Consider the following 13,431-nt stretch of genomic DNA (forward strand, 5'->3'; position numbering starts at 1 on the left):
GGAAATTATATAGATTATTACAACTCAGAACGAAAGCAATGGGATTTAAAAAAGATGGCTCCGGAAGCATACCGAAACCATCTCATCGCAGTCTAAACTACAAACTCTCTTTTTATTAAGTTGTCTACTTTATAGGGCTCAGTTCATTTCAAGATATTGCTACCTCTTCTAATTAGAAGAGGTAGTTTTTTGATGCAATGATATGGTAGATTTTTTATTGAGTTTGTTACAAACATATTAATAATATAACAAGCTTATGTCGTCTTCTAAAAAAATGTTTATAACCAAATACTGCTGGGGTAAGTAATTACTAGTACACAAATAATCAGAAAATGGAGGGATTTTATATGATTACAAATTCTATTGCAGGACAAAAATGGTGGAAGATTGGTGCGGCAGCATTCTTATCTGTAGGTTTATTAGCAGGTTGTGGTGACGGAGAAAACGAGTCTGATGTAGATGATAATATGGAAGAAGATGTTGAGCAAGACCTTGAAGAAGAAGATAAAGACGGAGAGTAAACCTTGGCCTGACATTGAAAAGTATTTTGGTTAACTAAGAAAAACCGGGCAAAAAAACGACCGGTCCTTGAAAGTCAAAACCTGTTTCTATCGTTTTCAAAAGGCTTTGGTCAGACGTCTTGCTATATGATTACCGTTTGATTTTTTAAAGAGGCTGGTTGTGACTGACGTCACGACCAGCCTCTTTTTTCTCGGTATTCTTATGGCTTTCAACTGTCCGTCGTCCTCCTACAACTTTTAGAAACAAGTTAGTTCTTTTTGGTTAACTAGAGAAAAGATACCATACTACCAATAGAGAAGGCTCACGAAGATGCAATTTCGTTCGCTCGTTCGCTTCTTTATTTAGGGATCACTTACTACTTCTCTTTAATTCCACTAGATTAGAGGAAATCCTCTTTCTTCCTCCCTCCTTGCAAAATAGTATCCCTCATTAAAAAGACGATTTTATCCTTACATTAACTTGGACTACTCTTATCATCTAAGCGAGAGGCTATGATCAATCTTATCGTGGAGTACTACTCACTTAATTGATTGGAGTGAAATGTGGCGACTCCAGTGGGAACAGCGCGAGCTGAAAGCCCCGCAGGAACGTTTGAAAGGGACAAAGGCTAAGAGCGCCACATCGTGATCGCAACGCCTTCGTGACCAACATCCTGTTGGCCCGAGGAGATTGAAGCCGCGCCCACGGAAAGCGTCCACATGTAACGGAAATCAGTAGTATTATTCATTCTTTAAAGTTCTGTAAAACCAATGTTCATGCTGTATTTTTATATACTTTCTTATCTTGTAAGAAAAACTGGACAAAAAAAACGCCCGGTCCTTTAGGAACTAAACCTGTTTCTACTGTTTTCGAAAGGCTTTGGACAGACTTATTGCTATATAATTACCGTTTGATTTTTTAAAGATGATTTTTATATGCTTATCTTTGAACAAAGTCATGACCCCCACTATTTTTGTGAGGGCCATGACTTTTTTATTTACATAGACAAGTTCCTTTCCCAATTATTTTGTTGCATTTCTTACACTTTTTATTGGATATCCTGCTCACTTCCTTTTAATGATTTATTCAAAATATGTTGGTATCGGATTGTCCTATTCCACCTAATATTCGACACAGCACGGAAATAATAACTGTGGATAAAGTTATACACAAGCAAAAGGACATTAAACCAATAATAGATTGAATAAAATATAAGTAGTCCACATTCTATCCACACGATGTTGTGTATAAGTATTTAGATGTTAACATTTACAACTCTAATTCATATTGAAAGTATGTAGAACTCGGATAAATTTAGACAAAACATAAAAAAATTCTCTTTTTTTCAAAGAAAAATGATTTAGAACCTTAATTAGTTTGGTTTTTCAGGGAAATGTTTCGACAAAACTCGACATTCTAATAATTGTGGATAACTTTATATACAAAATCCACACTGGTATATATAAGTTCACCGCTACTATTAACAGCTTATTAACACCTTATCCACTTATACCTGTGGATAAAGGAACAGTTGTTCTTAAGTGTAAGATTTGTTAAATTAGTCTTATGAAAGGTAAAGAACTTTTTTACTTTATTAGATCATTAATCATCTGTCGTGAAATTTTAGTTAAATAGCATACGTTGAAGCATATATAGATATATATTATCCAATGAAAACGGAGGTGCAAGGTATGAGTAAAATGTCTGATGATTTTCTAATTGAATCTTATTTAACAGCAAAAAAACTAAAATTAAATCCAGAATTTCTTGAACTATTAGAATCCGAAATGGCTCGCCGCTGCTTATCCATCCAAAATGTTAGTTAGTAATGCCAAAATCTTCTTTGCTTTTTCTAAAGCTACAAAAAAGCCGGTGGAAAATTTCCACCGACCGGATATAATTTTTTAGCTATATTGATTTCCGTTCAATTGCGATTGGGCTTGAGCTACTAAACGCTTTGTTATTTCTCCGCCAACGGAACCGTTAGCACGCGCTGAAGCTTCTCCTCCAAGTTGAACACCGAATTCTTGTGCGATTTCATATTTCATCTGGTCAAGGGCTTGTTTTACGCCTGGTACTAGAAGTTGATTTGAATTACTGTTTGGCATGTTGTTCACCTCCTTGTAAGCTTATATTGTGTTTTTTTTCATCATTTATACTACTTAATAAAACAGTAAATTTTGTAAATAGCATTCAGTTGTTGCTTATTACTTTTCAAGAATTTGATTAATCACTTCATTCGCTTTGCTATTGTTTAAATTTTTGTAAATACAGCTTGCTGGTAAATCCCTTAGTGTCTCTGTAAATGCGTTAGCCATTTCTGCTTCTCCTGCTACGTGAAACTCACGCCAACCTCTTTTTTTCTTTAATTGTTCAACGGTAGTTCTCATTCCTTTGTAAAAGGTACTTGCATTAACTCTGTATTGCGAATCCAAAACTGCAGTATTGTTATCTGCAACTGCTCGTCTCCCTCGACTATCTAGTTTGACTTTTTCATTCCATGTTTCCGAAACTGGATCATATTTGAACGTTACATCATCTCGAACAAATCCTAATGCTGTGTCTAGAATACGGACTTCCCCAAAGCTAGGCATGATTATACCTGCTTCTGGATATGCTTTATACATATACTCCAGTTGCTCTGTTACAGGATGGCTTTCCCAGTAAAAGTTATTTTTTACTGGTACCTGTACATAATGAACAGACCACAAATCATCATTTGCACTGGCAAAAATAACGACGCCCTTGCGTAAATTTAACGAATTTTTTTCAACTTCATTTATGACTTTATCCTTCACCTGATTAAATGCCTTTATTTCATTTTCATCATCCGATGCCTTTAAATATTCGCCTATGCGTTTTAATCCACTTTTCAAATGAATATCCCATGCCCCATTTAGCTGTTCAGGATCTGCTGGATTTGTATTTAAATAAATACTTAGAATACTTCGATCCATACTCGTGTATGCTTTCAACGCTTCAATTTCTTTATTTATCGTCATTCTACCTTCCTCCTTTGTCTAACTCTTCTTAGTATCACCTTTCATTAAAGGATTACACCGAGGAAAGAATGATTAAATTTTGTTAAAAATAAATAATTATTGATTATATCAATGAAAAAAACGCACCGACTGTATTTAGTCGATACGTTTTGTTGTTAATGTGAATGGATACTAGTTTCCTCCATCCAATATGCCTCACGAATATTAATATGCCTTCGCATTTCCCTTGTTATTTCCAAGGTTATTTCTCCACTTTCATACAATCTTTGAATTTCATCGCGCTCTGCTTGAAAAGCTTTATCTCGTAATTCTCTTTGTACACTCATATAATGACGAGAGTCGGTTAAATTATTAGCAAGCTTAAATTTGACGATCATATCATTATACTCTCCAATGAGTTTCACATTAACTATCTCATTTTCAGCAGTCATCGTTTGTCTCAAATATTTTATCGCAGCTCTTGCCATTTCTACCTTTAGTTTCACTACTTTGTTGCCTTTTAATATACGTTTTTTTATCGAATCATGTTTTTGATGAATGATCAATCTCAACAAGTTGTAATATCCTCTTTTAAGAACTGTCCATATTAGCAATCCTCTATATATAGTACGATTGGTCACAGCAACTCGCATACGATGGATATGCTCCTCTATTAGGTAAAGGGATTCCCTATCAATTTCATTATTAAATTTGAGTTTTTCTATTACAGCACTTTCAACATCCAATACTTTCATTCGAGTGGTCGTTTCTATAAAATCTAAACGCGCTGCCTCTTCATCACTAACAAATAACAACTGATTCCGTATTTGATTATAATTTGCAATAATAGAGACCGATGCACTACGATTTTCATCTGTTGTAAGTTCCCTTAACGTATTTATTGCACTCTCAGCACTTCGCAGTTTAGCTAAATTCTCCATGTCTTCTTTAGCTTCCTCCGTTTTTCCTTTATCTGTTTTAGCTAATAGTGGAAGGACCATACTAGCTAAAACAAGCGTCACTAAAATGACTCCTGCAGCTATAAAAATTATTAATGCTCGTTGGGGAAAAACATCGCCATTTGCTAAAAAGTATGGAATTGTAAAAGCTCCTGCTAAAGTAACTGCACCTCGTACACCTGCTATAGTAGTTATTGCCACATATCGCAAAGAAGGTTTAGTCAATTTTTCCTCTTTCATAAACCAGCCTATCCACCACGCTAAGTAGATCCAAAGCCAACGAAGTATCAGCAAAGCTGCAGTGATGATGAAAATATAAATGATTACTTGGTAATTATTAAATAGCGGACTTTCGAAAATTTCTTTAGAAACGCTTGGAATTTGTAAACCAAGCAATACAAATACAAGTCCATTCAAAATGAAAATAACCATTGTCCAAGTACTTTTGGACACAACTTGTAGTTGTATGGCTGGTGACTGTTCACGATCTTTAAAAATGCCATGTACAATACCAGCAGCTACTACTGAAAGTATCCCTGATAGATGAAAATGTTCAATTACATAAAAAATCACAAAAGGCGTAAGTAATTGAATAAGCATATGAAGCGTTACATCTTCCATACCCAATCGTCGGATATAAACCTTCAATTGAATAATCAAATAGGCAAGTAACGCACCACCAAGAAAACCACCTAATGCAATCCATATAAAACTTACACTCGCCTCTGCTAGTGAAAATACACCTGTAACTGTAGCTGCTACTGCAAACTTAAACGCAACTAAACCGGACGCATCGTTCATCAGGCCTTCGCCTTCAAGAATATGCGTAATTGTCTTAGGAATCTTTACACGACTGGAGATTGCTCCTACTGCTACAACATCCGTTGGGGATAAAATAGCTGCTAGAGCAAATGCCGCAGATAATGGAATTGACGGTATAAGCCAATGTATTAAATAACCAATCACTAACACAGTTAAAAATACAAGCCCTAGTGCTAGCATCAAAATAGGTTTTCGCAGTTTCCAAAGCTCATGCCTCGATACATTTTTTCCATCATAAAATAACAATGGAGCAATAAAAAGAACAAAGAACAGTTCTGGCTCTAATTCTACGTGAATTCCGACAGGCAAAGCTGCAAGCGAAACACCAAGCACAATTTGAATAAGTGGTACTGGTATGTATGGTAAAAAATGATTTATAAAATTGGATAGTCCAATAATGCTTATTAATAATAGGATAATTAAAAAAAACTCCACCAAAATTCCCCTTTTTATTCCAGTCTCCTCATTTAATTCTATAGGGAATATATAGTAAATACAAATCTACAACTATTATTAGCCTTTAAATTTGTTCATCCCTTTTTGTTAAATAATCCATCATTCCCATTGCACTTACTTCTAAATCTAACTGAATTAATCTAAATACTCGATGACTTTCAGAAACACCTTGGTCACTCAGATGATCTTTCACTAGCTTACCGAGTCTATTTGCTAACTCGTCATATCCCTTTTCTTCTGCGTACACATCTTCTGCTTCTGACATAAAAATATTTAACCACATGGAAACTTGAGAAAGTGCTTCATCAGGTGAATTCGTCACGCCGAAATGTCCATAATAAATACATTCAAGATTCATTTGTACGAAAAGCTCTATGGCCTTTTGCATTGCAGCTGGATTGAAATGGTTTGGTGAGGTAGATGGTAAAAAGAAACTAACTCCATCAGCTATTAATTGTTCGTAGCGAACGCCGACCGTATCACCAGTAAACATGCCATTACTAACTGGATCATAAATACTAAAGTGATGATTAGCATGACCAGGAGTATCATAAAACTTTAATATGCAGGTCTCCCCTATTTTTAAAATATCTTCATCGTTCATTATTATCATTCGCTCATGTGGAATTGGAATAATAGGATCGAATAATTCCTCAAACTTAGCTCCATAAACTGCTTTCGCTCCTGCTATTAGCCTTTCTGGTTCTGCCATATGCCTTACTCCTTTTGGATGAATAACTACTTGAGCATTTGGACATTCCTTCAATAGAAGCCCTGCTCCTCCTGCATGATCCAAATGAATATGTGTAACGATTATGTATTTCACTTGGTCTAGTGAGAAACCTAATGATTTCAATCCATTTTTTACATGCTTTACCGACGGGCTTGGTCCAGTTTCTACTATTGTAAGATCATCTTCATCTATGACATACGTGCCTGTACGTTCTGATTCCCCCATATCAAATCCATCGATTAAATAAATTCTTTCATTTAACATTTTCGGATACTTGTTTGTCATTTCGATACCCCCTATATTTAATTGAATATTTTGCAAATAACTCTCCTTCTATTATTTTAACATTAATTTTGAAAATAACTAAGTAGGTACAAAAACTAGTAAGAAAAACCGGGCAAAAAGACGCCCGGTCCTTTAAGTTCAAAACCTGTTTCTGTCGTTTTCGAAGTGCTTTAGACAGACGTTTTGCTATATAATTACGAAGTGAATTTTTAGAGATGCCGGTTGTCTATCCGTCGCTCTCCTACAACTCTTAGAAACAGGTTAGTACATTTTTGGCTAACTAGAGAAAAGATACTTTCCTATTCCTTGAGGCTAGATGATGACAGTCTAAGTGCGCGACATCCTGGTGCTCCTGCGCAAACTTCGTCGCAAAATAAAAAAACATTTCGCAACGACTGCCTGACCCGCATCGTGTGGGCCTGAAGATGAAATTTCGTTCGCTATTTCGCTACTTTATTTAGTAACTAATAACTATTTCTCTTTGTTTCCACTAGTGTAAATAATCTACCTTTTTCCTCTTCATTACAGCATAATATCTCTAATTCACCAGACGGTTTTATCCCTATGTTAACTTTGATTATTATTATCGTCTGAGCGAAAGGCTATGCTGAATCTTTCAATAAAGTATTACTCACTTAATTTATTGAAGTGAAGGGTGGCGACTTCTGCAGGATGAGTGAGACAGATGAGATATCACAGCGACGCGCTATCGACGGTGATAGCTCATCGCTCACCACGCAAAACGCGTCCACCTGTAATGGAAATCGATAGTAATATTTATTCATTCTTTCACCCTTAAAACAAAGTGAACACGTTACATTTTTATATCTTTCTTAGTCTTCAAAAAACCCTACCCCATAAAAAAGTTGCGGTAGGGTTGTCGTATTTATTCGTGCTAACTGCTGAAGCGTATTAAACTTCTCTACACTTTGCCGCAATTGCTCTTGGAGCTGACTAATCGGCTCCAATTCTCCTCTGCTTTCTAACGCCATTTTAACCGAACGATTGGCACGTTCAATCATATCCTCAACATTTTGGATCGCTCGGTCTGTGGGATTTGTTAAAGCTTCACCCACAGCAAAAGTTACATTATCCACGGAATTGTGCAATTGACCAAGAACGGTATCTTCTTTCCAGCTACTTTGTACATGATCCATTTCAAGTCCTCCTCATCTTTCTTAGGTTTACTATGGCAACTTTAACCGACAATTATTCACTCGTGGATTAACTAATAACTCATATTCTTATCAGTTTAGGGAACACTATTTATTGGAAGCATCAAATTATAAGGAGGAAAAGTTATGCCTAATACCAGACGTGGTCCCAATGATCTTTCTAGTAGTGAAGAAAGACTTAAGAAAACAATCCGACATATGGAAGCAGCTGAAATAGCGAAGGAATACGCACCAGCAAAAGACGTTGCTGCAATTGAAAAGAAGAATGAACAACGTGCAAAAAGCATAGAAGAATTGGAAAATGAAGTAAAGGCAGCAGAGAATTATGGTTTAAAAGGATACTTATAACACTTTTTAGCTAGCCAGATATGAAATATATCGGGGCTGGCTTTTTTTGTGTTAATACGAAAATAAAACACGCTTTTTCTATCCATTACATAAATTGGAGAGATGGGAAAAGGAGGACTGTTTAGTCATGATTAACTTAGAACCAATTAATATTGAGGGATATACATTTTTATCGATTTCCGTAGAATTGCCTAAAACGAACTTACTCGTTGTCACTAATGATAAAGGATATATAATGTGTGGCGCTTTAGACGTTGCACTACTAAATGAAAAATTGAAAGATAGGAAGGTAGTTGCTGGAAGAGCGGTTGGAGTAAAAACAATTACCCAGCTTCTGGATGCTCCACTCGAATCCATTACCTACGAAGCGGAAGAACTCGGTATCACTCAAGGTATGATTGGAAGAGAAGCACTATTAAAAATGATTTAAATTAAGCTACCAGCTATTAAGGCTACAGACAACTCATAATTGTTCTGTAGCCTTTTGTTATGCCCTCTTTTTCCCACTTTCTCATACATTTCACAATTACGTGACCAATTTCTTTTAATTTGTTCATATCTTCATGAACGTTTTGTGAAATTGCGTTTTTTCATTATGTTTTTTCAATTCAAGGTACTAAGATAGAGGCATACAGAGACAACTTCTGTTTACTATGCGTTTATATAAATATGCTGGGAAGGGGTAGAACGATGAAATTAAAAATGAAATGGATTCTTTTAACGATGGTTATCACTATTACCACGGTGTTAACAGCTTGTGAACCGTTACTAGTTTTAGATCCGAAAGGCCCGCAAGCAAAAACACAGGCTGACGATATTATGTTATCTATTTGGCTTATGTTAGGCATAGTTATTGTCGTCTTAGCTATTTTAGTGTTTGTCCTATTAAAATACCGCGCTTCTAAACAACCGAAAGATTACGAGCCACCACATATTGAAGGAAGTCCGATTGTTGAAGCAATTTGTATCGGTATTCCTATTTTGATTGTCATTTTTCTTTCAATTATTTCTGTGGATAGTAACTATAAAGTAGAAGCAACTCCCGAAGGATACGAAGATCAAGAGCCATTAATTATTTATGCTTCTTCATCTAACTGGAAATGGCATTTTAGTTATCCTGAAGAAAATATCGAAACAGTTAACTATTTATATATTCCTGAGGACCGCGCTATTGAATTTAAACTATATTCATATGGTCCAATCACGAGCTTTTGGATTCCACAGCTAGGCGGTCAAAAGTACGCTATGTCTGATATGGTTACCACTTTACACTTAGCGGCAGATCAACCTGGAGAATTCATGGGTAGAAATGCAAACTTCAGCGGAGCTGGTTTTGCAGAAAATACTTTTGAGGTTACTGCAATGACTCCTGTTGAATTTGAGGAATGGGTAGAAGAAGTACATGAAACTGCTTCACCTCTGACATCAGAAAAATTTGAGGAATTGTTAGAGCCAGGACATCTTGGTCGATCTACTTATACAGGTACACACTTAGAATTTTCTCCTGCGCCAGAACATGACCACGGTTCAACAGATAATAACGTTGAAGAGGATTCAGATATAGAAGATCACGAAACACATGATGAAGAAGATCATTCAAATCATTAATGCACAATAGCTACACAATATTTTTTTGAAAGGAGTTACAAAAAGTATGGATTTCTTTGATCGTTTTGCAGTACCACATCCAAGCTTTTTAATATATGCAGCCATGGTTGGTATCGGACTAACTATGCTTGCAGTTGTTGTAGGAATCACCTACTTCAAGAAATGGGGATATCTCTGGCGCGAATGGATAACTACTGTTGACCATAAACGAATTGGTATTATGTACTTACTAACCGCATTACTTATGCTGTTCCGAGGTGGCGTAGATGCTATCATGATGCGCTATCAGCTTGCTATGCCTGAAAATACGTTTTTAGATTCTCAACATTATAATGAGGTCTTCACTACTCATGGAGTAGTTATGATCCTATTTATGGCTATGCCATTTATTATATTTTTCTTTAACTTTCTTGTTCCATTACAAATTGGAGCAAGAGATGTTGCATTTCCACGCTTAAATGCATTAAGTTTTTGGTTATTCTTTATGGGAATGGGATTATTCAATCTGTCATTTATCATAGGTGGGTCACCTGATGCAGGATGGACATCTTACTTCCCATTAGCAGGTAATGAGTTTAGTACGTCTGTTGGGACTAACTATTACATGATTGCTATTCAAATAGCTGGTATCGGTACACTCATGACAGGTATTAACTTTATTACTACTATTTTAAAAATGAGAGCTCCTGGCATGACTCTTATGAAAATGCCAATGTTCACATGGTCCGCTTTCATTGCCAATGTAATTATTGTTTTTGCTTTCCCTGTCTTAACAGTATTACTAGCAATGGGAACGATGGATAGACTATTTGGAACAAACTTCTTTACTACCGATAACGGCGGTATGGATATGCTTTGGGCTAACCTATTCTGGGTTTGGGGACATCCTGAGGTATATATCTTGATATTACCTGCATTTGGTCTTTACAGTGAAATCATTCCAACTTTTGCAAGACGAAATCTGTATGGTTATAAGTCGATGGTTGCATCAATGGTAGTTATTTCTATACTTTCATTCGTTGTTTGGGCTCACCATTTCTTTACAATGGGTCAAGGTCCACTAACAAACAGTATATTCTCTATTACAACGATGGCTATCGCTATTCCAACTGGAGTTAAAATATTCAACTGGCTATTTACCTTATGGAAAGGGAAAATCCAGTTTACAACACCAATGCTCTATTCGATTCTCTTTATCCCACTGTTTACTTTAGGTGGAGTTACCGGTGTAATGCTTGCAATGTCAGCAGCTGACTATCAATATCACAATACGATGTTCTTAGTAGCCCACTTCCATAACGTAATTATTCCTGGAGTAGTTTACGCTATGCTTGCTGGTATGACATTCTATTGGCCGAAAATCTTTGGCTTTATGCTGAATGAGAAACTTGGTAAATGGACTGCTTGGTTATTAACAGTTGGCTTTGTATTAGCCTTTATACCAATGTATATAACTGGTTTAGATGGTCAGGCACGTCGTATGTATACGTACTCTGAATCAACTGGTTTTAGTCTATTGAATATGGTTTCATTTATCGGTGCTGCAATTATGGCAATTGCCTTTGCTCTGCTTGTTTATAACATTTACTATAGTATTCGTTATTCACCTAGAAATATCGGTAGTGATCCTTGGGATGCTCGTTCGCTTGAATGGTCAACGCATACCCCAGTACCAGAGTATAACTTTGCAATTACACCTCAGGTTGCTTCTACACAAGCATTCTGGGATTCAAAGAAAAATGGACATGAGTTATTTAAAGGCGATATTGAAAAAATTCATATGCCAAATAACAGTGGGTTACCATTTATCATGAGTTGTATGTTCTTTGTATTTGGTTTCGCTATGGTATTTAGTATATGGCCAGTGGTAATTGTCTCATTAATCGGGATTTTAGCTTGTTTAGTTTACCGTTCATTTGAACAAGACCATGGTAGATATATTTCTGTAGAAGAAATTAAAGAAACGGAAACTAGATTGCGAGGTGCTAAAAATGAAGGTAGATAACTCGCTTCCACTTGAATATAGCACGGAAGAAAACAACCTAAAAATTCTTGGATTTTGGATTTTCATTGGTGCTGAAATTATGCTTTTTGCAACACTTTTCACCGCATATTTCACATTAGAAAATCGTACTGGCAACGGACCTACTGGTGCTGAGATTTTCGAAATTACACCAGTATTAATCGAAACTATTTTACTTTTAACAAGTAGCTTTACTATTGGACTTGCTATTCATGCTATGCGTTTAAATAGAAAAAAAGCGATGATGGGATTCTTTACTATCACATTGATCTTAGGTACAGCTTTCCTAGGAGTAGAAATTTATGAGTTCACACATTATGTACATGTTGGCGCAGGACTACAAACAAGTGCTTTTACCGCCGCTCTCTTAACAACTTTAGGGACGCATGGTCTGCATGTAACATTGGGATTATTCTGGGGATTATTTATACTACTACAGATTAAAAAACGTGGTTTAACTCCAGAAACAGCGAATAAATCATTTATTTTCTCTCTATACTGGCATTTCCTAGATATTATCTGGATCTTTATCTTTAGCTTCATTTACTTGAAAGGAATGATGTAATATGAAAGAATTATTCCCTCTTAAACAAGTAATGGGCTTTGCATTTTCGTTAGTCCTAACTGTAGTGGCATTGATGGTTTACTTTACTGATATGTCCTACACTATGGGAATGACAGTGCTTCTAATAACTGCTTTCATTCAAGCGGGATTACAGGTAGTTGTCTTTATGCATGCTGGAGAGACTAAGGATAAACGTTCAATCTATGTTAATATCTACTATGCTTTACTCATTGCTTTAATTACTATTTTCGGAACCTTACTTGTATTGGTTTGGGATATGTAAGAAAAGCAGAAAAGATATAGAAAAAGGAGGATCATGACCTAAGTCATGATCCTCCTTTTCATTTATCCAACCATAAATAACAATAAAAGAGAGCGTGTATCTAATAACGGGTTTCGTTGCCTATCGCAAAACTAGAATTTATACACAAACATGCAAATGAAAATATATATCTAATTGCACAGCAATTGTGGTGCTTTTTGTATAAAAAATAATAATCCCAGCTCATTGAAATGAGCTATACCTTGTATTAATTTTCAATGCTTATAGAACTAACAGCACCACGTTAGTGAAAAATTATAATTCAAGTTTACTCTTTATTTCTTCGAAATTCTTTAAATGTTTGCGATTGGTAACGGAACCCGTTAGTGTATTTAAGCACTCTCTTTTTTATATTTACTAGAATTTAAAATCATTTCTTCTGAAGCGACTAATATCATTCCGATTAAAAAGATAAAGACTGCTCCCATAACGACGCCAATTCCAATGCCCATAATTGTACTAAATTCGCTCATTAATGATCCATATATAAAAATAGCAATTCCGATTGTAAGTAAAGTAGCACCAACCAATTTAGTAGCGTGCAACATTTTTACGTAAGTTTCCATATTGTAACACCCCTTTGTACTTATATTATCCAACATGTTCACAAAGTTGTCAATTGTTTTTGTCGAGTTTGTGAACGAAAATGGATA

At 35.7% G+C, this 13,431-nt stretch carries 15 protein-coding genes; 9 read left to right on the forward strand and 6 right to left on the reverse strand.

Annotated elements, in window-relative coordinates; all coding sequences use genetic code 11:
- The first annotated feature begins 9 nt into the window (after positions 1–9).
- The 3 genes from LDK52_RS07090 to LDK52_RS07100 all read left to right on the forward strand — a co-directional run bounded on the left by LDK52_RS07090 (position 10) and on the right by LDK52_RS07100 (position 2,327).
- Positions 10–96: an IS3 family transposase gene (locus LDK52_RS07090; protein WP_407081798.1), complete on the forward strand. Its 87-nt coding sequence runs from the start codon at positions 10–12 to the stop codon at positions 94–96.
- Positions 97–347: 251 nt separating this feature from the next.
- Positions 348–521 (forward strand): hypothetical protein, encoded by a 174-nt coding sequence (locus tag LDK52_RS07095; RefSeq protein WP_277585256.1) that lies wholly within the window; start codon positions 348–350, stop codon positions 519–521.
- 1,671 nt (positions 522–2,192) lie between these two features.
- The gene (locus LDK52_RS07100) at positions 2,193–2,327 is read left to right on the forward strand and encodes a sporulation histidine kinase inhibitor Sda (protein WP_277585257.1); all 135 of its coding nucleotides are present in this window, start codon (positions 2,193–2,195) and stop codon (positions 2,325–2,327) included.
- A 78-nt stretch (positions 2,328–2,405) separates the two neighbouring features.
- Here the strand turns inward: LDK52_RS07100 and LDK52_RS07105 are convergent, their stop codons facing one another.
- From LDK52_RS07105 to LDK52_RS07125, 5 genes are all read right to left on the reverse strand, one after another.
- Positions 2,406–2,609 carry an alpha/beta-type small acid-soluble spore protein gene (locus LDK52_RS07105; protein WP_277585258.1) on the reverse strand — a complete coding sequence of 68 codons (204 nt, stop codon included), beginning with the start codon at positions 2,607–2,609 and terminating at the stop codon, positions 2,406–2,408.
- 99 nt (positions 2,610–2,708) lie between these two features.
- Positions 2,709–3,503: a VLRF1 family aeRF1-type release factor gene (locus LDK52_RS07110; protein WP_277585259.1), complete on the reverse strand. Its 795-nt coding sequence runs from the start codon at positions 3,501–3,503 to the stop codon at positions 2,709–2,711.
- Between the two features lie 155 nt (positions 3,504–3,658).
- Positions 3,659–5,698, reverse strand: coding sequence for a Na+/H+ antiporter (locus LDK52_RS07115; protein WP_277585260.1), 2,040 nt, complete (start codon positions 5,696–5,698; stop codon positions 3,659–3,661).
- 85 nt (positions 5,699–5,783) lie between these two features.
- The gene (locus LDK52_RS07120) at positions 5,784–6,737 is read right to left on the reverse strand and encodes an MBL fold metallo-hydrolase (RefSeq protein ID WP_277585261.1); all 954 of its coding nucleotides are present in this window, start codon (positions 6,735–6,737) and stop codon (positions 5,784–5,786) included.
- An 833-nt stretch (positions 6,738–7,570) separates the two neighbouring features.
- Complete coding sequence (locus LDK52_RS07125; protein WP_277585262.1) at positions 7,571–7,894, reverse strand: hypothetical protein; 324 nt, start codon at positions 7,892–7,894, stop codon at positions 7,571–7,573.
- A gap of 144 nt (positions 7,895–8,038) precedes the next feature.
- Between LDK52_RS07125 and LDK52_RS07130 the strand changes: the two genes are divergently transcribed.
- The 6 genes from LDK52_RS07130 (at position 8,039) to qoxD (ending at position 12,739) form a co-directional block, all read left to right on the forward strand.
- Positions 8,039–8,260 (forward strand): small, acid-soluble spore protein tlp, encoded by a 222-nt coding sequence (locus LDK52_RS07130; protein ID WP_277585263.1) that lies wholly within the window; start codon positions 8,039–8,041, stop codon positions 8,258–8,260.
- Positions 8,261–8,387: 127 nt separating this feature from the next.
- Complete coding sequence (locus LDK52_RS07135; protein ID WP_277585264.1) at positions 8,388–8,690, forward strand: YunC family protein; 303 nt, start codon at positions 8,388–8,390, stop codon at positions 8,688–8,690.
- Positions 8,691–8,950: 260 nt separating this feature from the next.
- Entirely contained in the window at positions 8,951–9,868 is a 918-nt protein-coding gene (gene qoxA, locus LDK52_RS07140) for a cytochrome aa3 quinol oxidase subunit II (protein WP_277585265.1), read from the forward strand.
- Positions 9,869–9,914: 46 nt separating this feature from the next.
- Positions 9,915–11,873 (forward strand): cytochrome aa3 quinol oxidase subunit I, encoded by a 1,959-nt coding sequence (qoxB, locus tag LDK52_RS07145; protein ID WP_277585266.1) that lies wholly within the window; start codon positions 9,915–9,917, stop codon positions 11,871–11,873.
- Positions 11,860–12,456: a cytochrome aa3 quinol oxidase subunit III gene (gene qoxC / locus LDK52_RS07150; protein ID WP_277585267.1), complete on the forward strand. Its 597-nt coding sequence runs from the start codon at positions 11,860–11,862 to the stop codon at positions 12,454–12,456. Before qoxB ends, qoxC begins: the two co-directional genes overlap by 14 nt.
- Before the next feature lies 1 nt (position 12,457).
- Positions 12,458–12,739, forward strand: coding sequence for a cytochrome aa3 quinol oxidase subunit IV (gene qoxD, locus LDK52_RS07155; RefSeq protein WP_277585268.1), 282 nt, complete (start codon positions 12,458–12,460; stop codon positions 12,737–12,739).
- A 371-nt stretch (positions 12,740–13,110) separates the two neighbouring features.
- Here qoxD and LDK52_RS07160 read toward each other — a convergent pair whose 3' ends face one another.
- Complete coding sequence (locus LDK52_RS07160) at positions 13,111–13,344, reverse strand: hypothetical protein (RefSeq protein WP_277585269.1); 234 nt, start codon at positions 13,342–13,344, stop codon at positions 13,111–13,113.
- Positions 13,345–13,431: the final 87 nt, after the last annotated feature.

The sequence above is a fragment of the Psychrobacillus antarcticus genome (genome assembly GCF_029533155.1).
GTDB classification, from domain to species: Bacteria; Bacillota; Bacilli; order Bacillales_A; family Planococcaceae; genus Psychrobacillus; species Psychrobacillus antarcticus.